Origin of the sequence: Bradyrhizobium sp. BLXBL-01 (assembly GCF_051853025.1) — a bacterium.
GTDB lineage: Bacteria > Pseudomonadota > Alphaproteobacteria > Rhizobiales > Xanthobacteraceae > Bradyrhizobium.
In genome coordinates, this window is sequence record NZ_CP182471.1 from 5787686 (window position 1) to 5806630 (window position 18945).

The window sequence follows — 18945 nt, forward strand, 5'->3', positions numbered from 1 at the left end:
GATGAAGGCTATACAGGCCGTCTCAGACGCCAAACAGAGGCTGCGGCCTCTCGGAGCTCACATGAATTTCATCATCCGATCCGCGGCAATGATGGCCGCTTCCATTCTCATATTGTCTCTTGCCGGCGGCGACGCGATGGCCGCCAGCGCGCAGGAAGAAGCCAACCGCCAAACCGTGCTGGCCTTCTATGAGAAAGGCCTCAATCAGAAGGACGCCGACGCCGCCCTCGCCTATGTCGGCAACCGCTACGTCCAGCACAATCCAACCGCTCCCGACGGGCCCGACGGCTTCCGGAAGTTCATCGGCTTCCTGCGCGAGAAGTTTCCGAACTCGCGCAGCGAGATCAAGCGCAGTTTTGCGGAGGGTGACTTCGTCATCTTGCACGTTCATTCCGTTCGCGAGCCCGGCACCAGGGGCCGCGCAATCGTGGACATCTTCAAGCTGGAGAACGGCAAGATCGTCGAGCACTGGGACGTCGTTCAGGAGATTCCTGAAAACCCCGCGAACGGCAACACGATGTTCTAGCCTTGGGTCGTTGCCTAGCCCTTCCGCGCGATCCAGATCATGTGGCGCGCGCCGCCGCCTCTGCCGGTGGCGCGAACGTTGACTTCGTTGACGTCGAAGCCGGCGCGCTTGAGACGCCCTGTGAACTCCGGATTGGGTCCCGACGACCAGACGGCCAGCACGCCTCCCGGCCGCAGCGCCGTCTTCGCGACCTGCAGCCCGCTCGCATCGTAGAGCGCGTCATTGCCCTTCCGGGTCAGTCCCTCGGGCCCGTTGTCGACGTCGAGCAGGATGGCGTCGAAAGCCGAACGCTTCGCCCGGATGACTTCGCCGACGTCGATCTCGCGAATGCTCACCCTGGCATCATCGAGGCTGTCGCCGAACACCTCCGCCATCGGACCCCGCGCCCAGGCGACGACCGACGGGACCAACTCGGAGACGACGATCTTCGCCTGGGCTCCGAGCACGGCCAGCGCCGCACGTAGCGTGAAACCCATGCCGAGACCGCCGATGAGAACGACGGGTTTTGCGACTTTCTCGATCTGCTTCGCGGCAAGCGTGGCGAGCGCCGCTTCCGACCCCGACAGGCGGCTGTTCATCAGCTCGTTGGTGCCGAGCTTGATGGAGAACTCCTTGCCCCGCCGCATCAGGCGGAGCTCCTCGTCGGAACCGGGGATTTTGGCGGTGTCGAGCTTTTCCCAGGGAATCATGGGAGTGCTTTAGCACGAAAGCGCGAGCAATCACCCGCCCGCCCAGACGTCCAGCACATAGCGGTTGTTCGCGCCCATCTCCTCGATCCACCGGGCGCCGGCGGCAGCATCGCTGCCGCTCTTCTCGCGCTGGATCGCGATGAGCGCCGCCTTCACGTCGGGCTCCATTTTTCCACCATCGCCGCAAACATAGATAATGGCGCCCTGCTCGATCAGCGGCCAGACCTTGTCCTTCTGCGCGGCGAGCACGTGCTGCACATAGGTCTTCGGCCCGTCCGCGCGCGAGAATGCGGTGAACAGCTCGGTGATGCCAGCAGCCGCCAGCGCTTTCAGCTCGTCCGCATAGAGAAAATCCTGATCGGGATGGCGACAGCCGAAGAACAGCACGGCCGGGCCGAGCGTGGTCCCTTTCGCCTTGCGCGCGGCGCGCTCCTGGATAAAGCCGCGGAACGGCGCAAGTCCCGTGCCCGGACCGATCATGATGATCGGCACGGATGGATCATCCGGCAGGCGGAAGCCTGCCTTGGTCTCGCGCACGGTGGCATAGATCGTATCGCCCGGCCGCCGGTTGGCGAGATAGTTCGAGCAAATGCCCTTGTAGGTACCGCGGCCGGAGGCCGCCGGCCCCTCGACCACGCCGACCGTGACGCTGCAACGCGCCGGGTCGACCGACGGCGAGGACGAGATCGAGTAATAGCGCGGCGCCAGCAGCGAGAGCATTTCGAGATAGACGTGGAACGGCAATTCGCAGGCCGGATACTCGAGCAGCATGTCGAACACCGATTTGCGCTTGGCGAGGATCTCGGTGCGATAACGCTCGAGCGGCTCCGCCTCCTCGCCGACGAAGGCCACCAGCTTCGGCTTGGTGACGGGGCAGCGGGTGTGCTCGGCCATGATCTGGATCTGCTTGCGGCTCGCCACCTGCTGCAGCTCGACGAACTCGCTGAGCAGGCGGCCGACCGACACGGCCGCGCCGACCGGCAATTGCGCGCGCCGGCCTTCAGCCACCTGGAGCCTGATCTGATCGGCCGGCAGGAAGCCGAAGCGGCGGGCAACTGAATCCACCAGCGTCGGATCGTTGCGCGGGACGACGCTCAAATGGTCGCCGACGCGATAGGCGACGTTGGCCGGCAGCTCCACCTCGATGTGGCGCGTCGAGCGCTCCGATGGATAAGGTCCGGCCTTGTTCTGGAGCTCGTCGTTGACCAGCACCTTCATCGCCACCGCGCCACCCTGGGCGACGATGGTGTTGACCGCGGTCACCGCGACAGGCTCGATCGCGTAAAGCGGATCGTCCTCGGCGGTCCGGGTGAAGTTCCAGTCGATGCCGAATTCCTTGGTCGCGACTTGCGCGGCTGCGGGGAACCATTTCTGGAACTGGCCGTCGAGATCGCTGCGCGCATCGCCCTCGCCGCGCGGATAGACCGCGCGCGCGCCGTGCTTCGACAATTGCTCGTCGATGAAGCGCGGCACCGATTGATAGGTCGCAGCCCAGTCGCTGTTGCCGCAGCCGAACACGGCGTAGCGCACGCCGGCGAAGACATCCTTCGGCAAATCGCTGCCGAGCCATTTGACGAATTGCGTGGCATTGTCGGGCGGCGCGCCGTTGTAGGAGGCGCAGATGATCAGCACGCCGCCCTCCCGCGGCAGCTTGCCGACATAATCGTCGAGCGCGCCGAGATGCACGGCAAAGCCGTTGATCTCGGCAAGATCGGCCATGCGCGTTGCGAGCTCCTCGGCGGTGCCGAGATTGGAGCCGTAGAGCACCAGCATCGGCGTGTTGTGGCCGGGCCGCGTGGTGGGCTGGCGCTGCGCCTTTGGCGCCGCGGACGCAGCTGCAATGGGCCCGCCATAGGCGCCGCGCTCGCGATCGGCACGCGGCCGCACCTTGATCTTGAAGCCTTCCGGTTTGATCGTCAGCGTCTCCTTCAGATGCATCTGGTAGCGCTGATGGTCGATCAGCTTGAAGCGCTGCAGGATCATGCCGAGCGCGAGCGCGGCCTCGTGCATGGCGAAGCCACGGCCGATGCAGGCGCGCTGGCCGTTGCCGAACGGCTTCCAGGCATTGATCGGCCGTTTCGCCTCCGCCTCGCGGCTGAAATTCTCGGGATCGAACGCGTCGGGGTTGGGACCCCACACGCTGGGATCACGATGCAGCGCCGTCACCAGGATGGTGACGAACGTTCCCTTCCTGAGCTTGTACTTGCCGCCGCCGATGGTTTCGTCGTTCAGCGGCGAGATGCCGTAGGCCGGCGCCGGCGGCCACAGCCGCAGCGACTCTTTCAGGATCTGCGTGATATAGGTGAGCTGCGTGACCTGCTGATAGGTCGGCTTGGCGTTGACGTCGGGACCGAAGACGCGGTCGACCTCGTCATAGGCCTTCTTGAGAATGTCCGGATGCTTGAGCAGCGCATAGAGCGTATAGGACAACAGGCCGCTGGTGGTCTCGTGCCCTGCGATCAGAAACGTGTTGATCTGGTAGCGGATGTTGACGTCGTCGAGCTGCTCGCCGGTGGAACGGTCGACGCCGGTCATCATCGCGGCGAGCATGTCCTTCTTGTCGTCGATGGCCTCCGCGCTCTTGCGCCGCTCGGCGATGATCTCGTCGACCATCTTGTTCATGAAGGCGACGTCTTCGGCCAGCGTCTTGCGGCGCTTCTGCATCCAGAGCTGCTCGAACGGCAGGCCGCGCGTCATCATGATGGTTTCGAGCGAGCGCACCAGCGACTCGACGAAAGGATGGTAGTCGCGCCGGTAGAACGAATTGAAGCGGTACTCGAAGCCGCACAGGCCGATCGTATCCAGCGTCAGCGCTGTCATGTCATGGACGACGTCGATCTCGTCGTCGGCGTTGAGCCGCTCCCATTTCTGGACGAGCTGCTCGGCGATGTCGACCATGCTCGGGTGATAGGACTGCATGGCGCGGTTGCCGAAGGGCTGCAGCAGGATGTTGTGCGCCTTGCTCCAGTTCGGCTCGCGGGTGTCGGCGGTGAACAGGCCGTCGCCGCCGACCGCACGCACACGCCGCAGCGCGCCGCGCACCGTCTTGTCGAACCGCTTCTCGTCCGAGAGCTCGTCGACGAGATCGTGGCCGGAGACGACGACGATCGGCGAGCCCATCATGTCGAGCCAGAAGATCGGACCGAGCTCCTTGGCCAGCCGCGTCAGGTGCTGCACGGGAGCGGCCGCGTCCAGCGACAGCATGTTGCCGACCACCGGTTTGGTCGGCGGCTGCGGAATCGGGTCCAGACGGTTCTTGGATGACATCGAAATGTAGTCCCCCTGCCTCAATGTCGTCATTGCGAGCGAAGCGAAGCAATCCAGAAATATATCCGCGGAGGCAGTCTGGATTGCTTCGTCGCTCCGCTCCTCGCAATGACGCGTTCGCAATGACGGGCGCTAGCCAAACCGCCTTCTACGCCATTCGATCAGCTTGGCGCTGACCTCTTCCGGCTTCTCCTGCTGCGTCCAATGGCCGCTGTCCTTCACCAGATACTTCTCGAGGTCATCGATCAGCTTCTCCATGCCGTCGGCCGCCGATGGCGGCAGCACCGCATCGTTCTCGGCCATGATCATCAGCGACGGCACGTGGACGTGATGGTCCAGCCCATTCGCGCGCTCCCAGTTACGGGTGAAATTGCGGTACCAGTTGATGCCGCCGGTAAAACCGGTCTTCGTGAATGTATCGACGAACACTTTCTTCTCGTCAGCCGACAGGATCGGCGTGCGCGGATCATGTCTGGCGTCGTAATTCGCGATCATCTGCGGGAACGCCAGGTTGATGCGGGGCGAAGCACCAATGCCGGCAATCGGCTGTTCCTCGGGCGCACCCGGAGGGCGCGCGGCCGGTTTGCGCATGAAGGCGTCAAAAGTCTGCTCGACACGGCTGCTGAAGATCTTGTCCGGTCCGCGCGCGGGGTCCTGGAACTGGACGATGTACATCTGGTCGCCAAAGCGCTGGCGGAACAGCGCGATCGGGTCGATCGGCGCGCGGTCCCAGTGCGGGGTGTTGACCCCAACGACGCCGGCGACGCGCGTGGGATGCCGCAGCGGCATCTGCCAGACGACGAAGCCGCCCCAGTCGTGACCGACAAAGATCGCCTTGTCGATTCCGAGATGATCGAGCAAACCGACGAGATCGCCGGTCAAGTGCTCCATGTCATAGGCTTCGACCGGCTCGGGCCGGTCGGTCGCGCCGTAGCCGCGCTGGTCGGGCGCGATCACGCGGATGCCGGCCTCGCTCAGCGTCTTGATCTGATGGCGCCAGGAGAAGGCGAGCTCGGGCCAGCCGTGGCACAGCACGACCGGCGGCTTGTCGTCGGCGGGGCCTGCCTCGTAATAGCCCATGCGGATTCCGTTCGTCGTCGCGAACTTGAGCGGGGGCATTTCAATCATTGCAAATTCCTTACTCCGCAGCGCCCTTGATATCGGTGGCCGGCGGCGTGTAGGCCGCCTCCAGCGCGGCGAACTCCTCGGGCAGCATGTCGCACATCACCTGGACGTGCGGAATGATGTTGGCGCCGACGATGAAGCCGAAATCGAGCTGGTCGCGATAGCTCTGCACGGTGATGTTGAGCGCCTGCCCGTGGGTCGAGATCGACACCGGGAAGATGTGCAAGAGCTCGGCGCCGGCGGCATAGAGCGTCTGGCGCGGCCCGGGCACGTTGGACACGGTGATGTTGGCCGCGGGCGGCAGCACGTCGGAAAGATTCGAGCGGCTGTAGAGCAACGCCAGGATCTGCACCATGATCGGCGCGCCCAGCATCGAGATGTTGGAGACCTGCGGCATCAAGGCGCGCAAGGGATGCGACATCTCCTTGGACTTGGTCGATTGCGCGATGATGGCCTCGAGGCGCGCCTTGGGATCCTCGATGTTGGTGGCGATCGAGCAGATCATGCCGAACACCTGGTTGTTGGCCTCGGTGTTGCCCTCCTCACGCAGCGAGATCGGCACGGCGGCGGTCAGGGATTTCGCCGGCAGCGTGCCATATTGCAGGAGATAGCGGCGAACCACGCCGGAGGCGAGCGCCAGCACGACGTCGTTGAGCTTGCCGCCGGCCTGCTTGGCCAGCGCCTTGGCCCGCGACAGCGGGATCGACACGCCGGCAAAGCTCCGCTCCGAGGAGATCGTCTTGTTGAGCATGGTCGGCGGCGACACCATGCTGGCGAGGCTCTCGCGCGATTTGGGATCGGCGACCTTGCCGAGCACGTCGGAGACGCTCTTGAGCACGGTCGGGATGTTGCCGGCGAAGCGCACCGCGCTCTCGATCTGGTACATCGCGTTGTCGAACAGGATCGAGCCGATATCGCTCTTGCCGGTGCGCGGCAGCTGCAGGTTCTTCGCCGCTTGCGAAGCCTCCAGCGGCTGGCTGAACAGCTGCTGATAGGAATCGAGCAGGTTCGCCGCGATGTCGCGCGGCTCCTGTCCGGGCCTGCTGCCCGCGGTCGGCGGATCGACCTTCCGCGGGATCGGCGAGATGTCGTAGATCATGTTGGTCAGCGCCGCACCGGCGCCGCCGTCGATCGCAGCATGGTGCATCTTGGAATAGAGCCCGACCTCGTTGTCCTTCATGCCCTCGAATACGTAGAACTCCCAGAGCGGGCGGGCGCGGTTCAACAGCTTGGCATGCATCCAGCCGACGATGCGCTCGAGCGTGGCGCGATCGCGCGGCTGCGGCAGGCTGGCGCGGAAGATGTGGCGGTCGATGTCGAACTGGTCGTCCTCGACCCAGGAGGGATGATCGATGTCGAGCGGCGCCTTCTCCAGCCGCGCCTTGAGAATCGGCGCGATGTGCAAGCGCGAGACGATCATCGCCTTGAAGTCTTCGAAGAAGTCGCCCTTGTAGTCGTCAGGCAGGCGGAAGATCGCCATGCTGCCGACATGCATCGGCATCTCCGGTGTTTCCAGATAGAGAAACGACGCGTCAAGCGACGACAGCTTCTTACCGTCAGCCATGGTTCCCTCCCGTATATTCGACGGGCGCCTTGGCGGCGCTTCTCGTCAGGCCGATACTGCCCGCTCCGGCGGGGCATATGCAATGGCAAAGGGCCCCGCCCGGTCAAATGGCCAGAAGTCTCCCTCCGGTTGCGCCAGGCGGTCCGCCACGGCCCACAGCACCGCCGGGTTCACGCCGAGCCCGATATGGCTCGCCAGCAGCACCTCGATGTTCTCGGCACGCTCGGAGGGGCGGAGCAGACAGGTCCGCCAGTTCACAACACCGTCGGCGCGCGAATAGATCGACGTCGCCGGCACCGGCAGATCGCCGGCGATAGCCTCGCGCGCTTCCACAAAATCATCGACCCGCTCGCCGGACAGCGTCTCGTAGAGCCGCGTCGCGTTGGTCGCCCGTACGTCGTTGGCAAAAGGGCTGCCGAGCGTGACGACGTAGCGGACCTTGTCCGGTGCCCAAAGCGCGAGATCGCGGGCATAGACGCCGCCGAGGCTCCACCCGACCAGGCTGACCTTGCGTCCCGTGGCGGCATGGATTTCGGCCAGGCGCATGCGCAGCGAATCCCGCATGCGCCCGAGCCCGCCGAGATTGCGGCCCATCCGCCAGGCATGCGCCTCATAACCGAGCTCGCTGAGATAGCGCCGCAGCGGCACCATCGAGAGGTCGCTGGCGAGAAAGCCCGGCAGCGCCAGCACCGGATGGCCATCGCCGCGCGGCGCCCGCATCAGGAGCGGCGACAGCAATAGGCTCGCATTCAACTCGAATAGGCCACGGGCCTCGGCGAGCAGCAGGCCGAGACCCGGCGGACGAAGCCGGCCTTCTTGCAGCGCCCCGTCCGGCCCCGGCGACACTATTTTTTCTTGTCGCCGCTGCGCGGGCCGCCGAGGCCGGCCATCGCGACGAACATGTCCTGAAACCGCTCGGCGATCTTGGGATCGAAGGTGAACCAGCTCTGGATCAGCGATTCCGGCGAGACCTTCTCGATGTTACTGAGCACCTGCTGCTGCAGCTTGTCCATCACCGCCGTCTGCATCGGCCCCACGTCAGGCAGACCGAAGAACTGGCGGGCCTCGAGGGGGGTGCAGTCGATTTCGATGTTAACCTTCATGTCCCCTCCAGATGAGATTCGAGCGGCCTGTCGGAGTATCACCGCGAGAAGGTCTGCAACGCAAGCGACCTGAGGGGAAGCCGTTAGGACCGGCTCCCCCGATCGACCGATATGGTCAATCAAATTGTCCGGCCCGCGCCCCCGCGCAGAAGCTCGCCGGCCTGCCCGGGATTGCCGGGCAGCATTGCTGCACAGCGGTGCAACTTGGCGCGTTCCTTGCTGGAATGACGCTTGCACGGGTCGAGAACTCTGGGCAACATGGATCAGTAAGCCCCGCCGAACAATCAAAAATCACCGGCGCGGCAGTGTGGAGAGGGTCAAGAATGTCAGTCGGTCAAAGTCTGTTTGCGGCGACGCTCGCCGGTACGCTTGCGTTGGCGATCTCGCCAGCAGCCAGCCAGACGCTACGTTATGCCAATCAGGGTGACCTGAAGTCGCTCGATCCCTATACCCTGAACGAGAGCACCACCCACGCCCATCTCGGCCACGTCTATCAGGGCCTCACCGCGCGCGACAAGGACCTCAAGATCATTCCGGCACTGGCGGAAAGCTGGGAAACTCCGGAGCCGACCCGCTGGCGCTTTCATCTGCGCAAGGGCGTGAAATTCCACAACGGCGATCCCTTCACCGCCGACGACGTGGTGTTCTCGGCCGATCGCGTCCGCAAGAAGGGGTCCAACATGCAGACCCGTCTTGCGCCCGACGTCAAGGTCGTCAAGGTCGACGACTACACCGTCGATTTCGTCCTGCCCTCGCCCAATCCCATCCTGCATAATTCGTGGGATGTCTGGTACATCATGGACAAGAAATGGGCCGAGGAGAACAACGTCGTCGACCCGACGCCGGTAGCGGCGACCACGCCGAGCTACGCCTCGCTCCATGAGAACGGCACCGGCCCCTTTATCATCGAAAGCCACCAGCCCGGCGTGAAGACCGTGTTCAAGGCCAATCCCAATTACTGGGGCAAGGTCGAAGGCAACTTGAAGGAGATCATCTTCACGCCGATCTCCTCCGACGCCACCCGCGTCGCGGCGCTGCTCTCGGGCGAGGTTGACGTCATCGAGCCGGTGCCGATCCAGGACATCTCCCGCGTCGATTCCAGCCCGAATGCCCAGGTGCTGAAGGGACCGGAGCTGCGCACCATCTTCATCGGCTTCGACCAGATGCGCGATGAGCTGCTCTACTCCAACATCAAGGGCAAGAACCCGTTCAAGGACGCCCGCGTCCGCGAGGCCTTCTACAAGGCGATCGACATCGAGCTGATCAAGACGCGCGTGATGCGTGGCCTGTCGACGCCGTCCGCGCTGATGATCGCGCCGGAGCTGTTCGCACTGTCCAAGAGCTTCACGCGCCCGAAATTCGATCCCGACGGCGCCAAGAAGCTGCTGACCGAAGCCGGCTACCCGGACGGCTTCGAGGTCACCATGGACTGCCCGAACGACCGCTACGTCAACGACGCCGCGATCTGCCAGGCCGTGGTCGGCATGCTCGCCCGCATCGGCGTCAAGATCAATCTCCTGGCGCAGCCGAAGGCGCAGTACTTCGCCAAGGTGCTGAAGCAGGGCGGCTACCAGACCTCGTTCTACCTGCTGGGCTGGACCCCGAGCACGATGGACTCCCACAACGTGCTCTACGACATCATGGGCTGCCGCGACGATGCGAAATCCTCCCGCGGCGAGGCCAATCTCGGCGGCTATTGCAACAAGGCGTTCGACGCCATCACCGACAAGGTGCTGGTCGAAACCGACGCCGAGAAGCGCAACCAGCTGATCAAGGAGGCCTACGAGATCGGCATGAAGGACTGGTCCTACATCCCGCTGCACCAGCAGGCGCTGGCCTGGGGAGTCTCGAAGAAGGTCAACCTGCCGCAGCGCGCCGACAATCTCGTCATGTTCCACTGGTCGACCAAGAAGGAATAGCATCGGTTGAACACGAGGTCCCGGCGGCATCTGCCTTCCGGGACCTCTTCTTTTCCGGCCGTCAAGGACGTCGGCCGTACGCTCACCCAAGGAAAGTGGAAGGCATGCTCGCTTTCACGCTTCGCCGCGCCGTTCAGGCCATCGGCGTCATGTTCGCCGTCGGCATCATCGCGTTCTCGATGTTCCGTTTCGCCGGCGACCCCGTCAATCAGATCGTCTCGATCGACACCTCGGCAGCCGAACGTGCGATCGTGCGCAAGTCGCTCGGCCTCGACGACCCCGTGCCGGTGCAGTTCGTGCGCTATTTCGCCGATGCGGCGCAGTTCAAGTTCGGCGTCTCCTACCAGTTCCGCCAGCCGGTCGCAGCCCTGTTGATGGAGCGCATGCCCGCGACGCTGGAACTTGCGATCTGTGCGACCGTGTTTGCAATGGTTTGCGGCATCCTGATGGGCGTCTATTCGGCGCTCAAGCGCGATACCGTGCTGGCCAAATTATTCCAGGCGGTCTCGCTAATCGGCATCTCGCTGCCGACCTTCCTGATCGGCATTCTCCTGATCTATCTGTTCGCGGTGACATTGGGCTGGTTGCCCTCGTTCGGCCGCGGCGAGGTGGTCAAGCTCGGCTGGTGGACCACGGGCCTGCTCACGGTGTCGGGACTGAAGGCACTGATCATGCCTTCGATCACGCTCGGCCTGTTCCAGATGACCTTGATCATGCGGCTGGTGCGCGCGGAGATGCTGGAAGTGTTGCGGACCGACTATATCCGCTTCGCCCGCGCGAGGGGGCTGACCACGCGTGCCATCCATTTCGGCCACGCGCTGAAGAACACGCTGATTCCCGTGATCACCGTGGCCGGGCTTCAGTTTGGCTCGGTTATTGCATTTTCGATCATCACCGAAACCGTGTTCCAATGGCCGGGCATGGGGCTTCTGTTCGTCCAGGCCGTGCAAAACGTCGACATTCCGATCATGGCCGCCTACCTGCTGATGGTTTCACTGATTTTCGTCACCATCAATCTGGTGGTGGACATTCTTTACACCGTGGTCGATCCGCGCCTGCGCTCGACCGTCGGTCGCGCCGCATAAGGCAGCCTGCATGTCCGACGCAGTCGTCTCCAATTCCGACAAGCAAAGCGCACAGCCGGTGCAGGCCGCGCATGGCTGGTTCAGCCGCACGCTCGACAGCGACCTGTTCTATTCGTTCCGCCGCTCCAAGCTCACCATGGTGGCCGCGGCCATCACGGTCCTGTTCTTCCTGCTTGCGATCTTTGCCTCCGTGCTCGCGGTGCAGAACCCGTTCGATCCGGCACAATTGCAATTGATGAATTCGCGGATTTCACCGCTGTGGACCGCGGACGGTCAGAGCCCGTTTTTGCTCGGCACCGACGAGCAGGGCCGCGACGTGTTCTCCGCCATTCTCTATGGCATGCGCATCTCGCTCGCCGTGGGCGTCGCGGGCGTGATCTTCGCCGGCGCGCTCGGCATCGCGCTCGGCCTGATCGCCGGCTATTTCGGCGGCGCAGTCGACGGCGTCATCATGCGGATCGCCGACGTGCAGCTCACCTTCCCTGCCATCCTGATCGCGCTCCTGGTCAACGGCATCGCGAAGTCGATCCTCGGCAACCGGCTGGACGCCACCAGCATGCTGGCGGTGCTGGTGATCTCGATCGGCCTGAGCTTCTGGGTGGGCTATGCCCGGACCGTGCGCAGCTCCGTGATGGTGGAGAAGAACAAGGACTACGTGGCCGCCGCGCAGCTGATCGGCCTGCCGGCCCCGAAGATCATGCTGCGGCACGTGCTGCCGAACACGATGGGCCCGATCCTGGTCATCGCCACCATCAACCTCGCGCTCGCCATCATCACTGAGGCGACGCTGTCCTTCCTCGGCGTCGGCCTGCCCGACACCATGCCCTCGCTCGGCACGCTGATCCGCATCGGCAATAATTATCTGTTCGCCGGCGAATGGTGGATCGTCGCCTTCCCGGGGCTCGCGCTCGCGGCGCTGATCCTGTCGATCAATCTGCTCGGCGACTGGCTGCGCGATGCGCTCAATCCGAAGCTTCGATGAATACGCCTCGTCCATGACCGAACCCGTCCTTTCCGTACGCGATCTTCACGTGGAGTTCGCCTCCCGCCGCGGCACGCTGCGCGCCATCGACGGCGTCTCCTTCGACATCGCCAAGGGCGAGGTGCTCGGGGTCGTCGGCGAGTCCGGAGCCGGCAAGTCCGTCACCGGCCTCGCGGTAATCGGCCTGATCGATCCGCCCGGCCGCATCGCCGGCGGCGAGATTCATCTCGCGGGCCTGCGCATCGATAATCTGCCGCCGGAGGAGATGCGCCGCGTGCGCGGCAAGCGCATCGGGATGATCTTCCAGGATCCCCTGACATCGCTGAACCCGCTGTACAAGGTCGGCGACCAGATCGTGGAGACGATCCGCACCCATCTCAGTCTGTCGGAGTCGGCCGCCCGCCGCCGCGCCATCGACCTGCTTGCCGAGGTCGGCATTCCCGCACCGGAAAAGCGTATCGACGGCTATCCGCACGAGTTTTCCGGCGGCATGCGCCAGCGCGTCGTGATTGCGCTCGCGATCTGCGCCGAGCCGGAGCTGATCATCGCGGACGAGCCGACCACCGCGCTCGACGTCTCCGTGCAGGCCCAGATTATCTCGCTGATCAAACGGCTCGGCCGCGACCACGGCACCGCGGTGATGCTGGTGACGCACGACATGGGCGTGATCGCGGAGACGTCGGACCGCGTCGCGGTGATGTATGCCGGCCGCGTCGCCGAGATCGGCCCGGTGCAGGACGTCGTGAAGAACCCGCTGCATCCCTACGCCAAGGGCCTGATGGGCGCGATCCCGACGCTTGCCGGCGAGGACAAGCGCCTGGTGCAGATCGCGGGCTCCATGCCGCGCCTGTCGGCGATCCCGCGCGGCTGCTCGTTCAATCCGCGCTGCGCCTTCGCTTTCGATCGCTGCCGGGTCGACCGGCCGGAGCCGCTGCCGCGCGGCGCGCAATCCGTCGCCTGCCACCTCTATGACGACGTGCCGGCGGAGAGCGTGGCATGAGCGCTCCCTTCGTCCAGGCCACAAACCTGCGCCGCGTCTTCGACGTCTCGAAGCCCTGGCTCAACCGTGTGCTCGAAGGCGGACATCTCGAATATCTCAAGGCGGTCGATCACGTCACTTTCGACATCAGGAAGGGCGAGACGTTTGCCCTGGTCGGCGAGTCCGGATCTGGCAAGACCACGGTGGCACGCATGGTCGTCGGCCTGCTGCCGCCGAGCTCCGGCGACGTGCTGATCGACGGCGTCTCCATGACCGACCCGCGGCAGGCGCCTGCGCGGCGAAAGCTGCGCCGCCGGATCCAGATGATCTTCCAAGACCCCTATGCGAGCCTGAATCCGCGCTTCCGAGTCGATGCCATCATCTCCGAGCCGATCCGTGCCTTCGACCTGATCCAGGGCGAGCGCGACATCCAGGCCCGCGTTGGCGAGCTGCTCAGCCTCGTCGGCCTGCATCCGGACGACCGCTTGAAATACCCGCACGAATTCTCCGGCGGCCAGCGCCAGCGCATCGCGATCGCGCGGGCGCTCGCATCGGACGCCGAATTCATCGTCTGCGACGAGCCGACCTCGGCCCTCGACGTCTCCGTGCAGGCGCAGATCCTCAACCTGATGCGCGACCTCCAGGACAAGTTCGGCCTGACCTACATGTTCATCAGCCACAACCTCGCCGTGGTGCGCCACATGGCGAGCCGCGTCGGCGTGATGTATCTCGGCCGTATCGTCGAGATCGCGGAGGGACGCGAGCTGTTCGCCAATCCGCGCATGCCCTACACCAAGATGCTGCTGGGCGCCGTGCCTGATCTCGCCATGAGCGGCCGCCAGCGCATTCCGGTCAAGGGCGAGATCCCGAATCCGATCAATCCGCCTCCCGGCTGCGCCTTCAATCCGCGCTGCCCGCTGGCGTTCGATCTCTGCCGCAGGGAGACGCCGGAACTGATCGACGGCGTCGCCTGCCACGCCGTCAACACCGCGCCGGTCCCGGCGTGACGCGCCCGTGCCATGCAGCCTGCGCATTTGGCGGCGGCGTGGCCCTGTGATCAATTGCGCGCGCCGAAAATAAGGTGGTGAAGTCCCATGGGCAATATCAATCCCGATCCGTTCACGACGAGGCCCGAGATCGAGGGCACGTTCGGGGTCGTCGCCTCGACGCACTGGATCGCGACGGCCGTGGGCATGGGAATCCTGGAAAAGGGCGGCAATGCCTTCGATGCCGGCGTCGCCACCGCCTTCACCCTTCAGGTGGTCGAGCCGCATCTGAACGGTCCCGGCGGCGACGTGCCTGTCATCGTCCATGACGTCAAGCGCGCCCGCACCGAGGTGATCTGCGGCCAGGGCCCGGCGCCGGCGCGCGCCACCATCGCGCATTACAGAAACGAAGGCCTCGACATGGTGCCGGGCACGGGCCTGCTTGCCGCCTGCGTTCCCGGCACCTTCGAATCCTGGATGATGCTGCTGCGCGACTACGGCACGATGCGCGTGCGCGACGTGCTGGAGCCCGCGATCTCCTATGCCCGCGACGGTTATCCGTTGGTGGAGCGCGCCTGCGCCACGATCCAGACCGTCGAGCAATTGTTCCGCAAGCACTGGCCAACCTCGGCCGCCGTCTACCTGCCGAACGGCGAAGTGCCCAAGCCGGGCACGCTGTTCACCAACAAGACGCTGGCTGCGACCTACGCCCGTATTCTCAGCGAGGCCGAGAGCGGCGGCGGCGGCCGCGACGCCGAAATCGAGCGCGCGCGCAAAGCCTGGTCGCAAGGCTTCGTCGCGGAAGCCATCGACAAGTTCTGCCGGACCCAGGAGGTGATGGACGTCAGCGGCTCGCCGCATCGCGGCGTGCTCTCCGCCGACGACATGGCGCGCTGGCAGCCGACGGTCGAGGCGCCACTCACCTACGACTACGGCCGCTACACCGTCTGCAAGGCCGGCGTCTGGAGCCAGGGGCCGGTGACGCTGCAGCAGCTCGCGCTGCTGAAGGGCTTTGCGCTCGACGGCCTCGACCCGACCGGGCCGGAGTTCATCCATCTCCAGATCGAATGCGCCAAGCTCGCCTTCGCCGACCGTGAAAAATTCTACGGCGATCCCAAGTTCAGCGAGATCCCGATCGCGACGCTGCTGTCGGATGCCTACAACGACGAGCGCCGCAAGCTGGTCACCGACAAGGCTTCGCTCGATCTCCGGCCCGGCGCGGTCGAGGGCTTCGGCGGCGTAGTCAAGCTGCGCCGCGCTGAGGGCCAACGCGAGGCTGTTGGCGCGCTCGGCGCCGGCGAGCCGACCGTGGGGCGCTTCGGCGAGGTGCGCGGCGACACCGTGCATTTCGACATCATCGATAAGGCTGGCAACATGGTGTCCTCGACGCCTTCGGGGGGCTGGCTGCAATCCTCGCCGGTCATTCCCGAACTGGGCTTCTGCCTCGGCAGCCGCGCACAAATGTTCGATTTGGAGGAGAACCAACCGGGCTCGCTCGCGCCGGGCAAGCGGCCGCGCACGACGCTCTCTCCGACCATGGCGCTGCGCGACGGCGAGCCTTATCTCGCCTGGGGCTCGCCCGGCGGCGACCAGCAGGACCAGTGGATCACGCAATTCTTCCTGCGTCACGTCCATTGCAACCTCAATCTCCAGGAAGCGATCGACGCGCCGGCTTGGCATTCCGAGCATTTCCCGATCTCGTTCTGGCCGCGCACCGCGCGTCCCGGCGTGCTCGTGGTCGAGAACCGCGTGCCGAAGGCGACGATCGGGAACCTGCGCGAGCGCGGGCATATCGTCGAGGTCGGTCCCGACTGGTCGGAAGGCCGCCTCACCGCGGCCTCACGCGTCGGTCGCCGCCGCCGCGCCGCCGCCAATCCGCGCGGCATGCAGGGCTACGCGGCGGGGCGCTGAAGGCAGCACATGACCTGGTCGATCATCGCGCGCGATCCTGCCACCGGCCAGTTCGGCATCGCGGTCGCAACCCGCTTCTTCGCCGTCGGCGCGCGCGTGCCCTATATCGCGGCCGGCCTCGGCGCCATCGCAACGCAGGCCTTCGTCAATCCCTATTACGGCATCGACGGCCTCAAGCTGTTGCGAGAGGGCCTCAACGCGCACGACGTGCTCGCCGCGCTGCTGGCGACCGACGAGGGCCGCGAGAGCCGCCAGATCCACATCATGGATGCGAGCGGCGCAATCGCCGCGCATACCGGGCGCGACTGCGTCGATTGGTGCGGCCACGTCGCGGGCAGCGGCTTCTCGATCGCCGGCAACATGCTCACCGGGGCCGACGTGCTCGACGAGACCGCCAAGACCTACATCGCCAATGACAGCCTGCCGTTCCCGCGCCGCCTGCTCGCGGCAATGCGCGCCGGCGAAGCCGCCGGCGGCGACAAGCGCGGCAAGCAGTCGGCGGCCCTCGTGATCCACGGCCAAGAGGAATGGCCGGCGCTCGACATTCGCGCCGACGACCATCCCGATCCGATCAGTGAGCTCGAGCGCCTGGAGCGCGTCAGCCACGAGCTGTGGGTCCACTTCCGGCCGTCCATGCCGACGCGGCAGAACCCGGCCGGCAACACCGATCGCAGCGTCATCGACGCCAGCATCGCTGCGGCGCGCGCGAGACGATCATGAGTGCCAGCCCCCTCATCGAGATCAAGGATCTGCGTATCCGCTTTCACGGCGACGACGGCCGCATCACCCACGCGGTCGACAGCGTCGATCTCAGCGTCGCCAATGGCGCCACGCTCGGTCTCGTCGGCGAATCCGGCTGCGGCAAGAGCGTGACATCGCTGGCGATCATGGGCCTGCTGCCGAAGCAGAGCGCGGAAATATCCGGCGCGATCCGCTTCGACGGTTTCGACCTGCTGGCGACACCGGACCAGACGTTGCGCGATCTGCGTGGCAACCGGCTGGCGATGATCTTCCAGGAGCCGATGACCTCGCTCAATCCGAGCTTTACGATCGGCGACCAGATCATCGAGACGATCCTGCGTCACCGGGGCGGCTCGCGGAGAAGCGCGCGCGAGCGCGCGATCGAGCTGTTGCGCCGCGTCCATATCCCCTCGCCCGAGCGTCGGATCGACGACTACCCGCACAAGCTCTCCGGCGGCATGCGCCAGCGCGTCATGATCGCGATGGCACTCGCCTGCGACCCGCGCCTGCTGATCGCGGACGAGCCGACCACCGCACTCGACGTCACCCTGCAGGCCCAGATCCTGGAGCTGATGCGCGAGCTGAAGGCCGCGAGCGGCGCCGCGATCATCCTGATCACCCACGATCTCGGCGTCGTCGCCGAGGTTTGCGACGAGGTCGCGGTGATGTATGCCGGCGAGATCGTCGAGCGTGCGCCGGTGGACGAATTGTTCTCCGCGCCACAGCATCCCTACACGGTCGGCCTGCTCGGCTCGATCCCGCGGCTCGACCACCGCGCCGAGCAGCTCGCGACGATCGAAGGCATGGTGCCGAACATGGCGCAGCCGCCCACCGGTTGCCGCTTCGCCGCGCGCTGTCCCTTCGTGCTCGACGCCTGCACCAAGGTGCCGCCGCCGCTGACCGAAGTCAGCGTCGGCCATGTCTCGCGCTGCATCCGCGCGCCGCTCGAATTGCTGGTGTCGTGATGGCGCTGCTCGAAGTCAACGGCCTGGTCAAGCATTTCGTCGCCCAGCGCTCGCTGCTCGGCCGCGCGCTGGCGCACGTCAAGGCGGTCGATGGCGTGTCCTTCTCGCTGGAGGCCAGCAAGACGCTGGCCCTGGTCGGCGAATCCGGCTGCGGCAAGTCCACCGTCAGCCGACTGGTGCTACGGCTGATCGAGCCGGATGCCGGCACGATCCGCTTCGACGGCCGCGACCTGCTCGCGCTCGACGCCGCCGGCTTGCGCGCCTTCCGCCGCGAGGCGCAGATCATCTTCCAGGATCCCTACGCCTCGCTCAATCCGCGCATGACAGTCGGCCAGATCCTGACCGAGCCGCTGGCCCTGCACGAACTGGTGCCGCCGGCCCGGCGGGCAGAGCGCGTCGCCGAGCTGCTGCGGCTGGTCGGGCTGGAGCCGCGCCTCGCCCGGCGCTATCCGCACGAATTCTCCGGCGGTCAGCGCCAGCGCATCGCCATCGCCCGCGCGCTCGCGGTCGAGCCGAAGCTCATCATCTGCGACGAGCCGGTCTCGGCGCTCGACGTCTCGATCCGCTCGCAGATCCTGAATCTGCTGCGCGAGCTGCAGGACCGGCTCGGCCTCGCCTACATCTTCGTTTCGCACGACCTCGCCGTCGTCAAGCACATCGCCGACCACGTCGCGGTGATGAATCTCGGCCAGATCGTCGAGACCGCAGAAGCCGACGCGCTATTCGCCGCACCGCGCCATCCCTACAGCCGCGCGCTGCTGTCGGCGATCCCGCTGCCACAGCCGAAGGCGAAACGAACGACGGTGCTGCTGGAGGGCGAAATCCCGAGCGCGCTCAATCCGCCCGCCGGCTGCCGGTTTCACACCCGCTGCCCGTTCGTGATCGAGCGCTGCCGCAACGAGGCGCCTGCGCTTCTAGCCGACGGCACGGGCCACGCCACCGCCTGTCATCGCACCGCGGAGCTGCCGTCCGCGGACGCCATTCTGCCCACCGCCGGCGGGTTTTCGCCGGCGCTTGCAAAATTGGTCGCGGCCTTCAGCCAAAAGACGGAAGGCAGAAGTCCCACCGGGGTTGGTATACAGAAATAGCCGAAGCAATGGGGA

General features: G+C 65.5%; 16 protein-coding genes. 10 read left to right on the forward strand and 6 right to left on the reverse strand.

Translation table 11 applies throughout. The features are described from left to right. Positions 1-61 precede the first annotated feature (61 nt). On the forward strand, positions 62-526 hold the full coding sequence (locus tag ACNJYA_RS26900; RefSeq protein ID WP_172784027.1) for a nuclear transport factor 2 family protein: 465 nt from the start codon (positions 62-64) through the stop codon (positions 524-526). Between the two features lie 14 nt (positions 527-540). Here the strand turns inward: ACNJYA_RS26900 and ACNJYA_RS26905 are convergent, their stop codons facing one another. The 6 genes from ACNJYA_RS26905 to ACNJYA_RS26930 all read right to left on the reverse strand — a co-directional run bounded on the left by ACNJYA_RS26905 (position 541) and on the right by ACNJYA_RS26930 (position 8274). After that, positions 541-1215, reverse strand: coding sequence for a spermidine synthase (locus ACNJYA_RS26905; RefSeq protein ID WP_439363828.1), 675 nt, complete (start codon positions 1213-1215; stop codon positions 541-543). A 30-nt stretch (positions 1216-1245) separates the two neighbouring features. Beyond that, complete coding sequence (locus ACNJYA_RS26910; RefSeq protein ID WP_212254841.1) at positions 1246-4482, reverse strand: bifunctional cytochrome P450/NADPH--P450 reductase; 3237 nt, start codon at positions 4480-4482, stop codon at positions 1246-1248. A gap of 132 nt (positions 4483-4614) precedes the next feature. Further along, the gene (locus ACNJYA_RS26915) at positions 4615-5610 is read right to left on the reverse strand and encodes an alpha/beta fold hydrolase (protein ID WP_172784024.1); all 996 of its coding nucleotides are present in this window, start codon (positions 5608-5610) and stop codon (positions 4615-4617) included. Positions 5611-5620: 10 nt separating this feature from the next. Further along, complete coding sequence (locus tag ACNJYA_RS26920) at positions 5621-7171, reverse strand: WS/DGAT/MGAT family O-acyltransferase (RefSeq protein WP_439363829.1); 1551 nt, start codon at positions 7169-7171, stop codon at positions 5621-5623. Between the two features lie 45 nt (positions 7172-7216). Further along, the gene (locus ACNJYA_RS26925) at positions 7217-8017 is read right to left on the reverse strand and encodes an esterase/lipase family protein (protein ID WP_172784022.1); all 801 of its coding nucleotides are present in this window, start codon (positions 8015-8017) and stop codon (positions 7217-7219) included. Then, a complete protein-coding gene (locus ACNJYA_RS26930; protein ID WP_172784021.1) occupies positions 8017-8274 on the reverse strand; it encodes a DUF6489 family protein in 258 nt (85 codons plus the stop codon). Before ACNJYA_RS26930 ends, ACNJYA_RS26925 begins: the two co-directional genes overlap by 1 nt. A 323-nt stretch (positions 8275-8597) precedes the next feature. Between ACNJYA_RS26930 and ACNJYA_RS26935 the strand changes: the two genes are divergently transcribed. From ACNJYA_RS26935 to ACNJYA_RS26975, 9 genes are all read left to right on the forward strand, one after another. Then, a complete protein-coding gene (locus tag ACNJYA_RS26935) occupies positions 8598-10193 on the forward strand; it encodes an ABC transporter substrate-binding protein (protein WP_212254839.1) in 1596 nt (531 codons plus the stop codon). A 104-nt stretch (positions 10194-10297) separates the two neighbouring features. Further along, positions 10298-11278 (forward strand): ABC transporter permease, encoded by a 981-nt coding sequence (locus ACNJYA_RS26940; RefSeq protein ID WP_212254838.1) that lies wholly within the window; start codon positions 10298-10300, stop codon positions 11276-11278. Between the two features lie 10 nt (positions 11279-11288). Further along, positions 11289-12260, forward strand: coding sequence for an ABC transporter permease (locus ACNJYA_RS26945; protein ID WP_212254837.1), 972 nt, complete (start codon positions 11289-11291; stop codon positions 12258-12260). 13 nt (positions 12261-12273) lie between these two features. Next, the gene (locus ACNJYA_RS26950) at positions 12274-13260 is read left to right on the forward strand and encodes an ABC transporter ATP-binding protein (RefSeq protein WP_212254836.1); all 987 of its coding nucleotides are present in this window, start codon (positions 12274-12276) and stop codon (positions 13258-13260) included. Next, positions 13257-14246, forward strand: a complete 990-nt coding sequence (locus ACNJYA_RS26955; RefSeq protein WP_212254835.1) for an ABC transporter ATP-binding protein — start codon at positions 13257-13259, stop codon at positions 14244-14246. The genes ACNJYA_RS26950 and ACNJYA_RS26955 overlap by 4 nt, the downstream gene beginning before the upstream one ends. Before the next feature lie 87 nt (positions 14247-14333). After that, entirely contained in the window at positions 14334-16136 is a 1803-nt protein-coding gene (locus tag ACNJYA_RS26960) for a gamma-glutamyltransferase family protein (protein WP_212254834.1), read from the forward strand. A gap of 9 nt (positions 16137-16145) precedes the next feature. Further along, the gene (locus tag ACNJYA_RS26965) at positions 16146-16856 is read left to right on the forward strand and encodes a DUF1028 domain-containing protein (protein ID WP_212254833.1); all 711 of its coding nucleotides are present in this window, start codon (positions 16146-16148) and stop codon (positions 16854-16856) included. After that, on the forward strand, positions 16853-17842 hold the full coding sequence (locus tag ACNJYA_RS26970) for an ABC transporter ATP-binding protein (RefSeq protein WP_439400998.1): 990 nt from the start codon (positions 16853-16855) through the stop codon (positions 17840-17842). The genes ACNJYA_RS26965 and ACNJYA_RS26970 overlap by 4 nt, the downstream gene beginning before the upstream one ends. Next, the gene (locus tag ACNJYA_RS26975) at positions 17842-18930 is read left to right on the forward strand and encodes an ABC transporter ATP-binding protein (protein ID WP_439401000.1); all 1089 of its coding nucleotides are present in this window, start codon (positions 17842-17844) and stop codon (positions 18928-18930) included. The genes ACNJYA_RS26970 and ACNJYA_RS26975 overlap by 1 nt, the downstream gene beginning before the upstream one ends. Positions 18931-18945 lie beyond the last annotated feature (15 nt).